Origin of the sequence: Streptomyces sp. G5(2025) (assembly GCF_049542075.1) — a bacterium.
GTDB lineage: Bacteria > Actinomycetota > Actinomycetes > Streptomycetales > Streptomycetaceae > Streptomyces.
This window is the reverse complement of sequence record NZ_JBMUZT010000006.1, coordinates 2,401,293-2,418,056: the sequence shown is the minus strand read 5'-3', so window position 1 is coordinate 2,418,056 and position 16,764 is coordinate 2,401,293. Positions and strand designations below refer to the sequence as shown.

The window sequence follows — 16,764 nt, the reverse complement described above, 5'->3', positions numbered from 1 at the left end:
TAGGCGACCTCGACGCAACTGCCGCCCTCGCCGTTGCTGTGGCTGCTCTTGCGCCAACGGGCGGTGCTCAGGTCGTACTCGCGCATCGTCTGTAGTCCTCAGCCGCCGAGGTGATCAGGGCGAGGGACGCCTCCGGCGACATCGCGGCGCCCCTGATCAGATCGTATGCGCGCTGTGCGCGCTTCACCACTACCGGTTCGTCAAGGAGCGTTCCCGAAAACGACGTCTCTGTATAGGCGGTTGGAGGTGCGTCCTCGAAGGCCATGAGTTTCAGCGATCCGACCATCGCGGCATGCGCCCCCGCCTCGTACGGAAGCACCATCACCAACACATGCCGCTCCCGCATCAGCCTCGCCACGTGGTCCAGCTGCGCGGCCATGACGGCCGGGCCGCCGACCGGGATATACAGCACGTTCTCGTGCACTACGACCCAATACTCGGGCCGCGCGGCGTCCTTGAGGATCCGCGACCGCTCCAGCCTCGCGGTCACCTTCTCCTCGACGTACTCGTCCGTGACGAACGGGTTCGCCGCGATCGTGACCGCACGCGCGTACTCGGCGGTCTGCAACAGCCCCGGAATCAGCGTCGGCGCGAACTCGCAGATTCGCGTCGCCAGGGCCTCCAGCTCCACGACGGCCGCGAAATAGTCCGCATATCGCTGGTCATCGATCAGCTTCCGGCACATTCGCTCGAAAAAGCCGCCGGTTTGTAGCACCTCGTCGATCCGCTGCGCCACGTCCAGCTGCGGCTTGCGAATGGCCTGTTCGAACTGCCCAATGTATCCGCCGGAGACGAAAACCCGTATGCCCAGGGCGGATTGGGTGAGCCCTGCCTCCTCCCGCCGCCGTTTCAGCTCCGAGCCGAAGAACTCCCACGCCGCCTGACGTGAACCATTGGCCATGGCCAACCGCCTTCCACTGCCCCGCAGTTGTAGAGGACAGACTCCTGCCAAGTGTAGATGCAGTGCGTCACCGTAGGGGTGCGAAGAGTGAAAGCCGGAAGCGAAGGGGAGTGACGTGACGGCGGAATCCAAGCGCCACGCAGTGGTATGCGTCGAACTGGCGGAGGAAACTTTGAGGGAATTGCGCGCCGCACTCGCACGAGCGGGAATTACTCTGCCGTCCCTGCGGATCGACCCCGCGTCGGTCGCCAGGGAGGCACCGTGTCCGCGCATCGAATTGGGCGGTTGTTCCGCCGACGTGGCGGCGCGTCTGGCCGCCGCGCTGAGGAGTGCGCCGTGAACCATTCCCTGAACCTCCCCATCGGCTCGTACGTCGTCGACACCCGCAACGGACGCGTCGGCAGGGTCATGGGGTACGAGGGGCCCTACGTCCAGCTGCGCCCCTACGGCGGCGGCCGGGAATGGGACTGCGCCCCGGAGGCGATCCGCACGGCGACGGCGGCGGAGCGGCTGCGCGCGGCGACGGCGTACGCGAACGCGCGGAGCCGGGGGGAGGTGCCTTGACGCTCAGCCGTACCAGGTGATGTTGCGGACGTAGACGCGCTCGTGACGCGGCACGGGCAGGAAGCTGATGAAGCCGCGCCCGCCGAGGAGATCGAACTCGCGCAGCCCGTCTTCCCGGTCGACCGGTCGGCCGACCCTGACAGAGTCCGGTCCGAGCGCCGCGAGCTCGGTGGTCAGCCGCTCGACCTCGGCGACGATACGCCTGGCGGGACTCCGTCGGTGAGGTACTCCTCGCTCGGGTTCCAGTCCCAGGACCAGTCGGTCACAGGCCGGCCTCGGCTTCCGCCTCATCCCGGATGCGGCGGATCTCGGCGATGGCGTCCGTCGGGTCCTGGTCCGCCGCGTTCACCACGCGTTCCAGTTCGCGCAGCCGGGCCGCGCGCTGCGGATGGCGTTCGATCGCGACGAAGACGGCCCATGAGTGGATGAAGGCACGCAGGGGGGGCAAGGCTCTGCGTCTGCTGGGCGTTCGTCGTCGCCTCGAAGAGGTGTTGAGTGAGCGCGGGAACGCGGCTGGGCGCGATCCGGGCCACCGCCGCCCGTAGTGCGTCGGGTGTCAGCTCGGGCATCGGGATCAGGGGCTCGTACGAGCCGTCGGGCTGGGCACTCACAGGGGTCTCCGGTGCGGGCGGGGCTGACCTCTCGTACGGTACCGGTCCGGACAGGTGCCACGCCGGGTTTCCTCACCTGGCCTCGTTGTTCCCCGAGGACCTGTGACCCCCTCGCGTACGCGAGAATGGCCCCATGAGTCTGTTCCGCGACGACGGCATCGTGCTGCGCACCCAGAAGCTGGGTGAGGCGGACCGGATCATCACGCTGCTCACGCGCGGTCACGGACGGGTACGCGCGGTGGCGCGCGGCGTGCGGCGGACCAAGTCGAAGTTCGGGGCGCGGCTCGAACCGTTCTCCCACGTCGACGTGCAGTTCTTCGCGCGGGGCAGCGAACTGGTCGGGCGCGGCCTGCCGCTGTGCACGCAGAGCGAGACCATCGCTCCCTACGGTGGCGGGATCGTGACGGACTACGCCCGCTACACCGCCGGCACGGCCATGCTGGAGACGGCGGAACGGTTCACCGACAACGAGGGGGAGCCCGCCGTGCAGCAGTATCTGCTGCTCGTGGGCGGGCTGAGGGTCCTCGCCAGGGGTGAGCACGAGCCGCACCTCGTCCTCGACGCCTTCCTGCTCCGCTCCCTCGCCGTGAACGGCTACGCGCCCAGCTTCAACGACTGCGCCAAGTGCGGTCTGCCGGGACCGAACCGGTTCTTCTCGGTCGCGGCGGGCGGCTCCGTCTGCGTCGACTGCCGGGTGCCCGGCAGCGTCGTACCGTCGGCGGAGGCCCTGACCCTGCTGGGCGCGCTGCTCACGGGGGACTGGGAGACGGCGGACGCGTGCGAGGCGCGGCACGCGCGCGAGGGCAGTGGGCTGGTTTCGGCCTATCTGCACTGGCATCTGGAGCGCGGACTGCGGTCTCTGCGGTATGTGGAGAAAAGCTGAGACAAGCTGAGCAGCACCACCAGCACCACCGATTTCGGTCACGTAGGAGAGAGAGCCCCATGGCACGACGCGGAATCCTCGGACGGTCCCGCCGTGAGTACAAGACCCCCGAGCCGCACCCCACGGGCGTACGGCCGCCGAAGATCCCCGGCGAGCTGGTGCCCAAGCACGTCGCCATCGTCATGGACGGCAACGGCCGGTGGGCGAAGGAGCGCGGGCTGCCGCGCACCGAGGGGCACAAGGTCGGCGCGGAGCGCGTCCTCGACGTCCTCCAGGGCGGCATCGAGATGGGCGTCGGCGCGATCTCGCTCTACGCCTTCTCCACGGAGAACTGGAAGCGGTCCCCGGACGAGGTGAAGTTCCTGATGAACTTCAACCGCGACTTCATCCGCAAGACCCGCGACCAGCTCGACGAGCTGGGCATCCGCGTGCGCTGGGTCGGCCGGATGCCCAAGCTGTGGAAGTCGGTCGCCAGGGAGCTGGAGATCTCCCAGGAGCAGACCAAGGGCAACGACAAGCTCACCCTGTACTTCTGCATGAACTACGGCGGCCGTGCCGAGATCGCCGACGCCGCCCAGGCCCTCGCCGAGGACGTGAAGGCGGGCCGCCTCGACCCGTCCAAGGTCAGCGAGAAGACCTTCGCGAAGTACCTGTACTACCCGGACATGCCGGACGTCGACCTGTTCCTGCGCCCGAGCGGCGAGCAGCGCACCTCCAACTACCTTCTCTGGCAGAGCGCGTACGCCGAGATGGTCTTCCAGGACGTGCTGTGGCCGGACTTCGACCGCCGTGACCTGTGGCGGGCCTGCCTCGAATACGCCGGGCGCGACCGCCGCTTCGGCGGGGCGATCCCCAACGAGCAGCAGATCGCGGAGAGCTAGCCGTACGCGTACTCGTACGAAGGGGCCCGCACCGTCGGCGTGACGGTGCGGGCCCCTTCGTACGTACGAAAGCGGCGGCTACTTGCTCGCGCAGTCCGCGCACGTGCCGAAGATCTCGACCGTGTGCGCCACGTTCACGAAGCCGTGCTCGGCGGCGATCGCCTCGGCCCACGTCTCGACCGCGGGGCCCTCCACCTCCACGGCCTTGCCACAGACACGGCAGACCAGGTGGTGGTGGTGCTCGCCCGTCGAGCAGCGTCGGTAGACCGTCTCGCCGTCGCTGGTGCGCAGCGCGTCCACCTCGCCCGCGTCGGCGAGGGACTGGAGCGTGCGGTAGACCGTGGTCAGTCCGACCGAGTCACCCTTGTGCTTGAGCATGTCGTGCAGCTCCTGCGCACTGCGGAACTCGTCCACGTCGTCGAGTGCTGCGGCCACCGCCGCACGCTGGCGGGTGGACCTGCCTCGAACCGGGGCTCCCACGGTTGTCTCCTCGCGTCTGCGCTCTGGTCTGGGCCTGCTGGGCTTGCCGGGCCATTGTGCCAGGTCGCCCAGGACGCAGGTCAGAGCTTGGCTGCCGGCTGGGCCGGAACCGAACACTCCGCGGGATCGCCGACCGCCTCCGCGGCGGCCACGGCCCGCGCCCTGCGGCGGGCCAGCGGTGTCGCCAGCACCGTCAGGGCGATGAAGACACCGATGGTCAGCAGCACGATCGTCGCGCCGGGCGGCACGTCCTGGTAGTACGACGTCGCCGTGCCACCGATGGTCACCGAGACGCCGATCGCCACGGAGATCGCGAAGGTTGCCGCGAAACTGCGGGTGAGTTGCTGCGCGGCCGCGACCGGCACCACCATCAGCGCGGACACCAGCAGCAGGCCCACGACGCGCATGGCGACGGTGACGGTGACCGCGGCGGTGACGGCGGTGAGCAGGTTCAGGGCGCGCACCGGCAGGCCCGTCACGCGCGCGAACTCCTCGTCCTGGCTGACCGCGAAGAGCTGACGGCGCAGCCCGATCGTGACGAGGACCACAAAGGCGGCCAGCAGGCAGATCGCCGTGACGTCCTCCTCGGAGACCGTCGAGAGCGAGCCGAACAGGTACGACTGGAGGTTCGCGTTCGAGCCACCGGGCGCGAGGTTGATGAACATGACGCCGCCTGCCATGCCGCCGTAGAACAGCATGGCGAGGGCGATGTCACCGCGCGTCTTGCCGTACCAGCGGATCAGCTCCATCACGACGGCGCCGGCGATCGCGACCGCCGTCGCCATCCACACGGGCGAGGTCGAGAGCAGGAAGCCGAGGCCGACACCCGTCATCGCCACGTGGCCGATGCCGTCGCCCATCAGGGCCTGGCGGCGCTGCACGAGGTAGATGCCGACGGCGGGCGCGGTGATGCCGACCAGGACGGCGGCGAGCAGGGCCCGCTGCATGAAGGCGTATTCGAGGATTTCCATCGTTCTTGCTCGCCCTCAGGTCAGCAGGCCGGTACGGACCGGCTCGGTGTCGGCGGGGTGCGGGTGCACGTGGTCGTGGCCCGGCAGGGCGTGCTGGCCGACCGCGTGCGGGGGCGGTCCGTCGTGCAGGACGCAGCCGTCGCGCAGCACCACGGCGCGGTCGATCAGCGGCTCCAGCGGCCCCAGTTCATGGAGGACGAGCAGCACCGAGGTGCCCTTCGCGACCTGCTCGCGCAGGGTGGCCGCGAGGACCTCCTGGCTCGCCAGGTCGACGCCCGCCATCGGCTCGTCCATGATCAGCAGCTCGGGCTCACAGGCCAGCGCGCGGGCGATCAGGACCCGCTGGTGCTGGCCGCCGGAGAGGGCGTTCACGGAGTCCTTGGCGCGGTCGGCCAGGCCCACCAGGTCGATGGCGCGGGCGACGGCCTCGCGGTCCGCCTTGCGGAGCAGGCCGAAGCGGGCCCGGGAGAGCCGCCCCGACGTGACGACCTCGCTGATCGTGGCGGGCACGCCGCCGGCGGCGGTGGTGCGCTGCGGGACGTACCCCACGCGGGCCCAGTCGCGGAAGCGGCGGCGCGGGGTGCCGAAGATCTCGACCTCGCCGCCGCTGACCGGGACCTGCCCGATGACCGTGCGCACGGCGGTGGACTTGCCCGAGCCGTTGGCGCCGAGCAGGGCGACGACCTCGCCGCGGCCCACGGTGAGGTCGATGCCGCGCAGCACGGGGCGTGAGCCGAGCTCGGCCGTCACCTTGCGCAGGGATATGACGGCTTCACCCGAGCCGGGGGAGTCGGGGGAGTTGCTCATGGCTCGTGCCTCCGTAGCCACAGGGGGTGGGGTCACTTGGCGCCCAGGGCCTTCCGCAGGGCCTGGAGGTTGGAGTCCATGACCTCGATGTAGTCGTCGCCCCTGGACTTCTTGGTGATGCCCTCGATCGGGTCGAGTACATCAGTCTTCAGGTTCGCGTCCTTCGCCAGGGTCTTGGCGGTCTCGTCGCTGACGAGCGTCTCGTAGAAGACCGTGGTGACGCCGTCCTCCTCGGCCATCTTCTGGAGGTCCTTGACGCGCTTGTTGCTCGGCTCGCCCTCGGGGTCGAGACCGCTGATGGCCTCCTCGGTGAGGCCGTACCGCTCGGCGAGGTAGCCGAAGGCGGCGTGGGTGGTGATGAAGACCTTCGGGGAGGGCGCCTTGGTGTGCTTCAAGCCGTCTTCGAAGCGCTTGTTCAAGCCATCGAGCTTCTCCACGAGCTTCGCGGTGTTCTTCTTGTACGTGGGCGCGTGGTCCGGGTCGGCCTTCTGAAGGGCCTTGCCGACGCCCTCGGCGACCTCGGCGTACTTCACCGGGTCCAGCCAGATGTGGGGGTCGGAGCCTTCGTGGGAGTGGCCGTGGCCGTGGTCTTCGTGGCCCTCTTCGGCGTGCTCGTCGTGCTCGTCGTGCTCGCCCTGGTGATCCTCGGCGTGGCCGCCGACCTCGGTGCCGTGCTTCTCCATGCTGGTCAGGGAGGCGGCGTCGACCTTGGTCCTGATGCCGGACTGGTCGATCGCGTCGTCGACGGCGGGCTGGAGGCCCTTGAGGTACAGGGCGACGTCGGACTCTTCGAGCTGCCCGCGCTGCTTGGCGGAGACGTCGAGGTCGTGCGGCTCCTGGCCGGGCTCGGTGAGGTTGGTGACGGAGACGTGGCCGCCGCCTATCTCCTCCGCGAGGTACTGCATGGGGTAGAACGACGCCACCACGTCGAGCTTGCCGTCCTTGTCGTCCGCGGCGGAGGAGGAGCAGGCGGTCAGCGCCGCGAGGCCGAGGACCGTCGCGGAGGCGAGGGCGGCGGTGGGTATCAGGCGTCGTCGTACGTTCATGACACTCATTTTCAACAAATGTGGAAACGATTGTCAACAAGGCCCCTGTGCGGAGCCCTCCGCGGAACCGATTTGATTAGGGGGGTCAGGCCGCCGGTAACCTGAGGCATTCGCCTCGCCCACCGTCTTATGAAGAGAGCACCGTGGCCGCCGACAAGATCGACACCATCGTCAGCCTGAGCAAGCGCCGTGGCTTCGTTTTCCCGTGCAGTGAGATCTACGGCGGCCAGCGCGCCGCCTGGGACTACGGACCGCTGGGCGTCGAGCTGAAGGAGAACCTCAAGCGCCAGTGGTGGCGCTACATGGTCACCTCGCGCGAGGACGTCGTCGGTATCGACTCGTCGGTGATCCTGGCGAGCGAGGTCTGGCAGGCCTCCGGCCATGTCGCGACCTTCTCCGACCCGCTCACCGAGTGCCTCTCCTGTCACAAGCGCCACCGCGCCGACCACCTGGAAGAGGCCTACGAGGCCAAGCACAACCGCCCCCCGGCGAACGGCCTCGCGGACATCAACTGCCCCAACTGCGGCACCAAGGGCCAGTTCACCGAGCCCAAGCAGTTCTCCGGCATGCTCGCCACGCACCTCGGCCCGACGCAGGACAGCGGCTCCGTCGCCTACCTGCGCCCCGAGACCGCGCAGGGCATCTTCACCAACTTCGCCCAGGTCCAGCAGACCTCGCGCCGCAAGCCGCCGTTCGGCATCGCGCAGATGGGCAAGTCCTTCCGCAACGAGATCACGCCCGGCAACTTCATCTTCCGCACCCGCGAGTTCGAGCAGATGGAGATGGAGTTCTTCGTCAAGCCGGGCGAGGACGAGCAGTGGCAGGAATACTGGATGGAGCAGCGCTGGAACTGGTACACCGGCCTCGGCCTGCGCGAGGAGAACATGCGGTGGTACGAGCACCCGAAGGAGAAGCTCTCCCACTACTCCAAGCGCACCGCTGACATCGAGTACCGCTTCCAGTTCGGCGGCAGCGAGTGGGGCGAGCTGGAGGGCGTCGCCAACCGCACCGACTACGACCTGTCGGCGCACTCCAAGGCCTCCGGCCAGGACCTCTCGTACTTCGACCAGGAGGCCGGCGAGCGCTGGACCCCGTACGTCATCGAGCCCGCGGCGGGTGTCGGCCGCACCATGCTCGCCTTCCTCCTCGACTCCTACATCGAGGACGAGGCCCCGAACGCCAAGGGCAAGCTGGAGAAGCGCACGGTCATGCGCTTCGACCACCGCATCGCCCCGGTGAAGGTCGCGGTCCTGCCGCTGTCCCGCAACCCGGAGCTGTCCCCGAAGGCCAAGGGCCTGGCGACCGCCCTCCGCCAGAACTGGAACATCGAGTTCGACGACGCGGGCGCCATCGGCCGCCGCTACCGCCGCCAGGACGAGATCGGCACGCCGTACTGCGTCACCGTCGACTTCGACACCCTCGACGACAACGCGGTCACGGTGCGCGAGCGTGACTCGATGAAGCAGGAGCGCGTCTCCCTCGACCAGATCGAGGGCTACCTCGCGACGCGCCTCGTGGGCTGCTGACCCTTTTCGCGCGGAGCGTGAAGCCCCCGGTTCCTCTCATGGAGCCGGGGGCTTCGCCGTATGCGTCTGCGTCGGCGTCTGAACGAGGATCGCGGCGTCCTGCGGCCTGGGGGCGAGGAGCAGGGTGATGCCGTACGCGCGGGGGGAGCCGCCCACCCCCTCCGGGACGATCTCGACCGTGCGCGGGGCGAAGTCGCCGACCGAGCGGCAGGCCCACCAGCCCGCCAGGTCCGGGCGGTCGGCGCGCAGCCGGGCGGTGAGGTGCCGGAAGCCGTCGGCCTCGGGGTGGCGGTCGGCGCGGGTGCGCAGGTGCCGGTACAGGTCCATGGCGACGGGCTCCCAGCCGGGCAGCAGCCGCTGATGCGGAGCGTCGGTGACCAGCAGGAGCAGCAGGTTCCGCCTGGCCTCGGGGATCGCCGCCGGGTCGGGCCACAGCTTCGCGTACGCGCGGTTCCAGGAGAGGATGTCCAGGGCGGGGCCGAGCAGCAGTGCCGGGCTGTCGGGCCAACTGTCAAGGACAGCCAGCAACTCGGGGTCGTACGCGGGCCGCGCGTCGCCCGGTGCGGGGGCGAACCCGGCGAGGGCCAGCGCGTGCCGGTGGGAGGCGTCGTCGAGGCGCAGCGCGCGGGCGACGGCGTCGAGCACCTGCCGGGAGGTGTCCACGCGGCCCTGCTCCAGCCACGTGTACCAGGCCACGGAGACCCCGGCGAGCACGGCGACCTCCTCGCGGCGCAGCCCCTTCGCGCGGCGGCGGGCGGTGCCCGGCAGCCCGACGTCACCGGGCGCGAGGCGCTCGCGGTGGGCGCGCAGGAAGCCGCCGAGTCCCGACCGGAGCGCCGAAGCCGCCGTCGTGGTCGTCGTCGCCGTCGTGGTCGCCATGGGGCCAGCCTATGACCTGGACTCACCCCCACGGATGCCTCTCTGGCAGCGGCAGTCGGCCGGGACCAGGCTGGTCCCATGACTGACACCCCGACGATGTGGCGCCGCCACAACGACTCCACGGACCTGCCCGCGCCCCGCCCCTTCCTCCGCGTCTACACCGGCCCCGGCACGCTGGACGCGCTGGCGGCGTCGTACGAACGGCTGCTCGGCACGGAGCGGGACATGTGGTTCACGTACCCCGAGAAGAACCTCGCCCTCGCGGCCGTCGGCGCCTTCCTCCTGATCGAGGGCACGGACGAGACCCTGGCCCCCTTCCGCGCGACGCACGGCACGCTGCTGGTCGATTCGGCGCGGGCGTATGCGGAGCGACTCGTGGCGGAGGGCGCGGAGATCACGGAGCCGCTGATCAAGGTTCCGACGGGTTCCGGGTTCACGGCACGTCACCGGGACGGCACCGTCATCGAGTACGTGGAGCACCGGCCGACGGAGGAGGGGCTGTAGCCGTGGGTGTCAGAGGCGGCCCCTAAGGTCTTCACCCATGACGGAAACCTCCCCCACGCACCGCGCCACGACGGCGGACGCCTACGACGCCATCGCCGTCCAGTACGCCGGCATCGACCGCACCGACCTCAACGGCCCTTCCCTGGACCGCGCGTTGATCTCCGCCTTCGCCGACCACGTGCGGGCCGAGGGCAACGGCACCGTCGCCGAACTCGGCTGCGGCCCCGGCCCCGTGACCGCGCTGCTGCGGTCGATGGGCCTGGACGTCTTCGGCGTCGACCTGTCCCCGGCGATGATCGGCCTCGCCCGGGAGGCCTACCCGGACCTGCGGTTCGAGGTCGGGTCGATGGACGCGCTCGACGTGCCCGACGGCGGGCTGGCGGGTGTCGTGTCCTGGTACTCGGTCATTCACACGCCGCCGGAGGAAGTGCCCCCGTACTTCGCGGAGTTCCGCCGGGTGCTCGCGCCCGGCGGCCTCCTCCTGCTCGCCTTCTTCGAGTCGGAGGGCGGCCCGGTCACGGAGTTCGACCACAAGGTGACCACGGCATACCGCTGGCCCGTCGACGGCCTCGCGGAACTGGCCGGCACGGCGGGCTTCGTGGAGATCGGCCGGATGCTGCGGGAGCCGTGGGAGGGGGAGCGGTTCCGCAGGGGGCACCTGTTGATGCGGGCGGCTCGGAGCCGGTGACGATGCCGGCGAGCTCCGCGGGCGTACGGTCCGGCCACCGCTTGGTGGACCGCCACGGGCCGCACCCGTGGGCGGCTCACTGCTCGCTGTCGAGGTGAGTACGCCGAGGCACCCCCCTCGAAGCGGGCCTCACGCTCCTGGACACCGGTGACTTCTGCGCCACGGGGCACAACGCACTGCTGATCGGCGAAGCCCTCCGTCATCTGTCGGCCGTCCGGTGCCCCGTGTCCGACGCCGTCTCCGGTGTCTCCAGGCGTTCCGCCGTCCGCTCCGCCGTGCCCCGCGCCCACCGCCCGCTCGTCAGCGCCCCGAGCAGCAGTACCGCGAAGCCGCAGCCCGCGATGATCCACCAGGCGGGGCGGCTCGCCCCGGTGAAGTCGGTCGCGTACGAGGAGGAGGCGACCCCGGACGCCAGGACCGCGCCGATCACCGCCACCCCCAGCGTCTGGCCGATCTGGCGGCTGGTGGAGGCGACCGCCGCGGCCACGCCCGCCTGGGCGCGCGGCATCCCGGCGACCGCCGTGTTGGTGATGGGGGCGTTGACGAAACCGAAGCCGAGGCCGAAGAGGACGTAGGCGGCGAAGCGCGTCCCGCCCGAGTCCTCCGCCTCGAACGCGGCGAAGAGGACACCCGAGACCGTCATCGCCACCCCCGCGACCAGTAGCGAGAGGCGCGGCCCGCGGCTGCCGACCAGGCGGCCCGACAGCGGTGCGCAGACGAACGTCATGGCCGCCATCGGCAGCATCCACAGCCCGGCGTGGAGCGCGTCGAGGCCGCGCACGTCCTGGAGGTACAGCGTCGAGAGGAAGAGGAAACCGCCCAGGGACGCGAAGGCGCAGACCGCGATCACCGTCGCCCCGCTGAACGGCGCCGACCGGAAGAAGCGCAGGTCGATGAGGGGTTCGGCGCGGCGCGGTTCATAGGCGAGCAGGCCGAGCAGGGCCAGGAGCGCCGCGCCCGCGAAGGCGAGGGTCAGCGGGGAGGACCAGCCCGCGGCGGGCGCCTCGATGATCGCGTACGTCAGCGCGCCGAGCAGCACGATCACCAGGAGCTGGCCGACCGGGTCCGGGCGGCGGGGCCGCGGGGCGCGGGACTCGGGGACGTAGCGCATGGTCAGCAGGAGCGCGGCGAGGCCGACCGGCAGGTTGATCCAGAAGATCGAGCGCCAGCCGACCGAGTCGACGAGCAGGCCGCCGACCAGCGGGCCCGCCGCCATGGAGATGCCGACGACGCCGCCCCAGACGCCGATGGCGCGGGCCCGCTCACGTGGTTCCGTGAAGGTGTTGGTGATGATCGACATGGCGACGGGGTTGAGCATCGAGCCGCCCACCGCCTGGATCATGCGGAACGCCACCAGGGATTCGAGGTTCGGCGCGAGCGAGCAGAGCACCGAGCCGAGGGTGAAGACGATCAGGCCCGTCTTGAAGACCCTGCGGCGGCCGACGCGGTCGGCGGTGGAGCCGGCCAGCATGAGGAGCGAGGCGAGGACGAGGGTGTACGCGTCGATCGTCCACTGCATGCCCGAGACGCTCGCGTCGAATTCCTCGCGCATGGTGGGGAGCGCGACGTTGAGGACGGTGTTGTCGAGGCTGACGATCAGCAGGCTCATGCAGCAGATCGCGAGGACGAGCATCCGTCGGCGGGGGGTGAGGTCATCGGGCATGTAGGTGACGGTAACTCTCGGGCCGGGGGCGGGCGCGACCTCGGGCTCCACCTCGGCCCCGGCTCAGCTCAGCCGCCGCGGCAGCCCCAGGCTCAGCGCCGCCAGCCCGAGCAGGCCCGCGCACTGCACCCCGAGCACCACCACGAACGCGTCGCGCATGCCGAGCCCCGGCACCAGCGCGAGGAAGAGCGAGCCGATCGTCGCCACGCCCACCGCCAGGCAGGACTGCTGCACGGTGGCCGCCAGGCCGCTGCCCGCGCCCGCCCGCGCCGCCGGCACCGCGGCGAGCACGATCCGGTAGTAGAGGGCGAGCTCGACACCCTGCCCGAGGCCGCACAGAGCCAGGCCGGGGGCGAGCGCCACGGGGCCGAGCGAGGACCACGGCAGCCACAGCACCGTCACGGCGAGCACCACCAGGCCCGCCCCGTGCACCAGCGCGCACAGCGTCATCGCCCGGCTGCCGAGCCGTGCCACCAGGCGCGGCGCGCACATCGACGCCGCGATCTGCGTGACGCCCATCGGGACGAGCGTCAGGCCCGCCTTGAGCGCGCCGTAGCCGAGGCCTTGCTGAAGCATGACGGCGCTGACGAACATCCAGCCGCTGAACCCGATGAAGATCGGCAGGCCGAGCAGCAGGCCCCTGCGGACGCCGGGTTCGCGCAGGAGGGACGGGGGCAGCAACGGGCTGCCGCCGGTGTTCTCCGCGCGGCGTTCGACGGCCAGGAACGCCCACGCGAGCGGCGGGGCGGCGGCGAGCATCAGCACCGACCAGAGGGGCCAGCCCGTGGCCCGTCCCTCGGAGAGGGGGAGGAGCAGGGCGGTCAGCGCGGCGCCGAGCAGGAGCGTGCCGCCGATATCGCCGCGGCGGGGCTGTTCGGCCCGGCTGTCCGGCACCGCGCGCAGGGCGCACAGCAGGGCGGCGACCGCGACCGGCACGTTGACGAGGAACGCCATGCGCCAGCCGGTGCCCGCCAGGTCGGCGGTGACCAGGACGCCGCCGAGCACCTGCCCGAGGAGCACGCCGAGCCCGCTCACCGAGCCGTACAGCGCGACGGCCTTCGCGCGCCGCTCGCCCCGCGTCGTGGCGTGGATGGTGGCGAGGACCTGCGGCAGCATCAGCGCGGACGCGGCACCCTGCGCCACGCGCGCCCCCACCAGCCACCACGCGCCGGGCGCGAGCCCGCAGGCCAGCGAGGTCACGCCGAACGCCGCCACGCCCCACAGGAAGAGCCTCCTGCGCCCGTACGAGTCACCGAGCCGCCCGCCGAGGACGAGCAGCACGGCGTAGGCGACCGCGTACCCGGCGACGATCATCTCCAGCGTGGCGGGGGAGGCGCGGAGGTCGCGTTCGATGCTGGGCAGGGCGACGTTGACGATGAAGAAGTCGATGCTGGAGAGGGAGGCGCCGAGGAGGACGGTGAGCAACCCCAGGGGTGTCAGGGGCGTCAGCGGGGCGGGGCCGGTGGCCGTGGGCGCGGGGGCTTGAACGGGGCCGGGCCCGGACTTCTCGCTGTAGGGGCGGGACTTTTCGGTGTCGGGCGTGAGAGTCACGGCTACGACGATGCTGCGGCCCCCAGAGGGGTACCAGAGTCTCCTTGTCCTGGTACTGGGCCCACCTGGAAACAGGCTGCGGCATCCGGCAGCCTTGCCCTGTGACCAGTGCAGACATCCGCGGGCAGGAGCTCGCCGCCTTCCTCCGCAGCCGCCGGGAGCGCGTGACGCCCGAGCAGGTGGGGCTGCCGCGCGGCACGAGACGGCGCACGCCGGGGCTGCGCCGCGAGGAGGTCGCGCAGCTCTCCTGCGTGGGCGTGACCTGGTACACGTGGCTGGAGCAGGCGCGGCCCATCAAGGTGTCGGCGCAGGTCCTGGACGCCATCGCCCGCGCGCTGCTCATGGACCGGAGCGAACGCGCCCACCTCTTCGCCCTCGGCGGCGCCGTCGACCCGCGTCCCGAGGCCGAGTGCACGGCGCTGTCCGCACAGGTCAGGCGCCTCATGCACCGCGTCGCGCCCTATCCGGCGACCGTGCAGAACAGCCGCTACGACGTCCTCGCGTACAACCGTGCCTGGACACACGTCTTCGGCGACTTCGACGCGATGGAGCCCCGCGACCGCAACTGTCTGTGGCTCCTGGCCACCGACGACAGGTGGCGGGAGACCTTCCTCGACCGGGACGAGATGCTGCGCGACCTGACCGCGAAGTTCCGCGGGGCCATGGCCGAGCACGGCGCGGAGCCCGCCTGGCGGGAGCTGCGGGAGCGGCTGCTCGGGGTGTCCGCCGAGTTCCGCGAACTGTGGGAGCGGCACGAGGTGGCGACGATGGCCCCGCACGTGAAGCGCTATCAGCACCCCGAGGTGGGGGTGCTGCGCCTGGAGCACCGGATGCTGTGGATGGCGCCGCTGGCGCACGCGCACCGCCTCATCGCGTACGTTCCCGCGGACGACGAGACGGAGGAGCGCCTGGAACGGCTGGCGGAGCTGTCGGGGGAGCAGGCGTGAGGGGCAGTCCGGGGAGTGAGGGACAGATGAGGGTCCCGTCGTCCGTCCCGGAGAGCCCCCATGCCGTCCCAGCCCCTCACGATCGGCCCGCACACCGTACAGCCGCCCGTCGTGCTCGCCCCCATGGCGGGCATCACGAACGCGCCGTTCCGCACGCTGTGCCGGGAGTTCTCCGGCGGCAAGGGCCTCTTCGTCAGCGAGATGATCACGACGCGCGCCCTGGTGGAGCGCAACGAGAAGACGATGCAGCTGGTCCACTTCGACGCGACGGAGAAGCCGCGCTCGATCCAGCTGTACGGCGTCGACCCGGCGACCGTCGGCAAGGCCGTCCGCATGATCGCGGAAGAGGACCTGGCCGACCACATCGACCTGAACTTCGGCTGCCCCGTCCCCAAGGTGACGCGCAAGGGCGGCGGCTCCGCGCTCCCGTACAAGCGGCATCTGCTGCGCGCCATCCTCCGCGAGGCGGTGAGCGGTGCGGGTGACCTGCCGGTCACCATGAAAATGCGCAAGGGCATCGACGACGACCACATCACGTTCCTGGACGCGGGCCGCATCGCGGTCGAGGAGGGCGTGACGGCGATCGCGCTGCACGGCCGCACGGCCGCCCAGCACTACGGCGGCACCGCTGACTGGGACGCCATCGCCCGCCTGAAGGAGCACGTCCCGGAGATCCCGGTGCTCGGCAACGGCGACATCTGGTCGGCGGCCGACGCGGTCCGCATGATGAACGAGACCGGCTGCGACGGCGTCGTCGTGGGCCGCGGCTGCCTCGGCCGGCCCTGGCTCTTCGGCGACCTGGTGGCGGCCTTCGAGGGCACGGGCGCCCCGCAGGCGCCGACCCTGCGCGAGGTCTCCCGGGTCATGCTCCGCCACGCGACGCTGCTCGGCGAGTGGATCGGCGACGAGTCGCGCGGCGTCATCGACTTCCGCAAGCACGTTGCCTGGTACCTGAAGGGCTTCGCGGTCGGCTCCGAGATGCGCAAGCGCCTCGCGATCACCTCGTCGCTGGCCGAACTGGAGGACGGCCTCGGCGAGCTGGACCTCGACCAGCCGTGGCCGACGGGCGCGGACGGCCCCCGCGGCCGTACGTCGGGCAACAACCGCGTGGTCCTGCCGGACGGCTGGCTCAAGGACCCCTACGACTGCGCGGGCGTCGGCGAGGACGCGGAACTGGACACGTCGGGCGGCTGACCGGGGTGCGGCGATGACGTTGCGCACCGATGTGGCCGCGCTGCTCGCGGGGGCCGGCATCGTGGACGTGGACGTGGACGAAGCCGTCGCGGACGACCACGTGCGAACGTCCGCGTACCTACGCGTGGTCTCCGTGACCGCATCCTCGCCGAGCCGAGACCGAGACCGAGACCGCGCGATCGTGGCCACGATCCTGCGTGACCCCGACGAAATGGGCGCCAAGACGGCGGTGGTCGCCCTCGTGGACGAGATCGCGGTGAAGGCGACCGGCCCTGCCGAGTTCCGGCGGTGGTCGGCCGGACTGCTGCCGGAGACCGACCGGCTCAAGACGGAGGGTTTCCGCGAGTTCATCCGCCGCCGCGTCCACGACTGGCTGTTCCATCTGTCCGTCGAGGACGGTCACGTGCCGACACCGGCCGAGTTGGCGCAGGTCACGGACTGGATGCAGCGCCACCTCGCCGAGCAGTCGACGTCCCCGGCGGTACTCGCCCTGCTCGCCGAGTCGGCCCACACCAGGAAGACACGGAACATCGCGAAGAACCGGGCCGGAAACCGTTCCCGCTGACTCCGCCGTCTCCGCTGACCATGCCCGAAGGGGCGGCACCCCCGCACAGGGTGCCGCCCCTTCATCGTGGACCGGGACCGCCGCCGCATCGGTACTGAGGGTC

General features: G+C 70.9%; 18 protein-coding genes and 2 pseudogenes. 9 read left to right on the top strand and 11 right to left on the bottom strand.

Features of this window, described 5'->3' with window-relative positions; genetic code table 11:
- Window positions 1-5: 5 nt before the first annotated feature.
- Window positions 6-86, bottom strand: a pseudogene (locus ACOBQB_RS21815) (DUF397 domain-containing protein); the annotation flags it as partial.
- A complete protein-coding gene (locus tag ACOBQB_RS21810; RefSeq protein WP_423593830.1) occupies window positions 68-901 on the bottom strand; it encodes a helix-turn-helix domain-containing protein in 834 nt (277 codons plus the stop codon). The gene ACOBQB_RS21810 and the pseudogene ACOBQB_RS21815, both read right to left, overlap by 19 nt.
- Before the next feature lie 348 nt (window positions 902-1,249).
- Here ACOBQB_RS21810 and ACOBQB_RS21805 point away from each other — a divergent pair, with 348 nt between their 5' ends.
- The gene (locus tag ACOBQB_RS21805; protein ID WP_423598658.1) at window positions 1,250-1,465 is read left to right on the top strand and encodes a hypothetical protein; all 216 of its coding nucleotides are present in this window, start codon (window positions 1,250-1,252) and stop codon (window positions 1,463-1,465) included.
- Between the two features lie 3 nt (window positions 1,466-1,468).
- Here the strand turns inward: ACOBQB_RS21805 and ACOBQB_RS21800 are convergent, their stop codons facing one another.
- Together ACOBQB_RS21800 and ACOBQB_RS21795 are read right to left on the bottom strand one after the other, a co-directional pair.
- Complete coding sequence (locus ACOBQB_RS21800; RefSeq protein ID WP_423593829.1) at window positions 1,469-1,756, bottom strand: hypothetical protein; 288 nt, start codon at window positions 1,754-1,756, stop codon at window positions 1,469-1,471.
- A pseudogene (locus tag ACOBQB_RS21795) lies at window positions 1,728-2,076 on the bottom strand (hypothetical protein). The gene ACOBQB_RS21800 and the pseudogene ACOBQB_RS21795 overlap by 29 nt, the downstream one beginning before the upstream one ends.
- A 133-nt stretch (window positions 2,077-2,209) precedes the next feature.
- On the opposite strand from ACOBQB_RS21795, the gene recO reads away from it, so the two are divergent.
- Entirely contained in the window at window positions 2,210-2,959 is a 750-nt protein-coding gene (gene recO, locus ACOBQB_RS21790; RefSeq protein ID WP_127911741.1) for a DNA repair protein RecO, read from the top strand.
- Between the two features lie 59 nt (window positions 2,960-3,018).
- Window positions 3,019-3,840: an isoprenyl transferase gene (locus ACOBQB_RS21785; RefSeq protein ID WP_423593828.1), complete on the top strand. Its 822-nt coding sequence runs from the start codon at window positions 3,019-3,021 to the stop codon at window positions 3,838-3,840.
- 78 nt (window positions 3,841-3,918) lie between these two features.
- Here ACOBQB_RS21785 and ACOBQB_RS21780 read toward each other — a convergent pair whose 3' ends face one another.
- From ACOBQB_RS21780 to ACOBQB_RS21765, 4 genes are read right to left on the bottom strand one after another with little or no spacing between them, the layout of a single operon-like run.
- Window positions 3,919-4,383 (bottom strand): Fur family transcriptional regulator, encoded by a 465-nt coding sequence (locus ACOBQB_RS21780; RefSeq protein WP_423598656.1) that lies wholly within the window; start codon window positions 4,381-4,383, stop codon window positions 3,919-3,921.
- Between the two features lie 17 nt (window positions 4,384-4,400).
- Entirely contained in the window at window positions 4,401-5,291 is an 891-nt protein-coding gene (locus ACOBQB_RS21775) for a metal ABC transporter permease (RefSeq protein WP_423593827.1), read from the bottom strand.
- 15 nt (window positions 5,292-5,306) lie between these two features.
- Entirely contained in the window at window positions 5,307-6,098 is a 792-nt protein-coding gene (locus ACOBQB_RS21770) for a metal ABC transporter ATP-binding protein (protein ID WP_423593826.1), read from the bottom strand.
- A gap of 32 nt (window positions 6,099-6,130) precedes the next feature.
- Window positions 6,131-7,144: a metal ABC transporter substrate-binding protein gene (locus tag ACOBQB_RS21765; protein WP_423593825.1), complete on the bottom strand. Its 1,014-nt coding sequence runs from the start codon at window positions 7,142-7,144 to the stop codon at window positions 6,131-6,133.
- 143 nt (window positions 7,145-7,287) lie between these two features.
- Here ACOBQB_RS21765 and ACOBQB_RS21760 point away from each other — a divergent pair, with 143 nt between their 5' ends.
- Complete coding sequence (locus ACOBQB_RS21760; RefSeq protein ID WP_055527886.1) at window positions 7,288-8,670, top strand: glycine--tRNA ligase; 1,383 nt, start codon at window positions 7,288-7,290, stop codon at window positions 8,668-8,670.
- A gap of 36 nt (window positions 8,671-8,706) precedes the next feature.
- Here ACOBQB_RS21760 and ACOBQB_RS21755 read toward each other — a convergent pair whose 3' ends face one another.
- Window positions 8,707-9,549, bottom strand: a complete 843-nt coding sequence (locus tag ACOBQB_RS21755) for a helix-turn-helix domain-containing protein (protein WP_423593824.1) — start codon at window positions 9,547-9,549, stop codon at window positions 8,707-8,709.
- 78 nt (window positions 9,550-9,627) lie between these two features.
- On the opposite strand from ACOBQB_RS21755, the gene ACOBQB_RS21750 reads away from it, so the two are divergent.
- Together ACOBQB_RS21750 and ACOBQB_RS21745 are read left to right on the top strand one after the other, a co-directional pair.
- A complete protein-coding gene (locus ACOBQB_RS21750) occupies window positions 9,628-10,053 on the top strand; it encodes a hypothetical protein (RefSeq protein ID WP_423593823.1) in 426 nt (141 codons plus the stop codon).
- Window positions 10,054-10,090: 37 nt separating this feature from the next.
- On the top strand, window positions 10,091-10,741 hold the full coding sequence (locus ACOBQB_RS21745) for a class I SAM-dependent methyltransferase (protein ID WP_423593822.1): 651 nt from the start codon (window positions 10,091-10,093) through the stop codon (window positions 10,739-10,741).
- A gap of 199 nt (window positions 10,742-10,940) precedes the next feature.
- Here the strand turns inward: ACOBQB_RS21745 and ACOBQB_RS21740 are convergent, their stop codons facing one another.
- The gene (locus ACOBQB_RS21740; RefSeq protein WP_423593821.1) at window positions 10,941-12,404 is read right to left on the bottom strand and encodes an MFS transporter; all 1,464 of its coding nucleotides are present in this window, start codon (window positions 12,402-12,404) and stop codon (window positions 10,941-10,943) included.
- A gap of 63 nt (window positions 12,405-12,467) precedes the next feature.
- Window positions 12,468-13,955 (bottom strand): MFS transporter, encoded by a 1,488-nt coding sequence (locus ACOBQB_RS21735; protein WP_423593820.1) that lies wholly within the window; start codon window positions 13,953-13,955, stop codon window positions 12,468-12,470.
- A gap of 101 nt (window positions 13,956-14,056) precedes the next feature.
- On the opposite strand from ACOBQB_RS21735, the gene ACOBQB_RS21730 reads away from it, so the two are divergent.
- Genes ACOBQB_RS21730 through ACOBQB_RS21720 form a run of 3 tightly spaced genes read left to right on the top strand, consistent with a single transcriptional unit; the run spans window position 14,057 to window position 16,661 of the window.
- A complete protein-coding gene (locus ACOBQB_RS21730; protein ID WP_423593819.1) occupies window positions 14,057-14,902 on the top strand; it encodes a helix-turn-helix transcriptional regulator in 846 nt (281 codons plus the stop codon).
- Between the two features lie 60 nt (window positions 14,903-14,962).
- Window positions 14,963-16,096: a tRNA dihydrouridine synthase DusB gene (gene dusB / locus ACOBQB_RS21725; protein WP_423593818.1), complete on the top strand. Its 1,134-nt coding sequence runs from the start codon at window positions 14,963-14,965 to the stop codon at window positions 16,094-16,096.
- A gap of 13 nt (window positions 16,097-16,109) precedes the next feature.
- Window positions 16,110-16,661 (top strand): hypothetical protein, encoded by a 552-nt coding sequence (locus ACOBQB_RS21720; protein WP_423593817.1) that lies wholly within the window; start codon window positions 16,110-16,112, stop codon window positions 16,659-16,661.
- Window positions 16,662-16,764 lie beyond the last annotated feature (103 nt).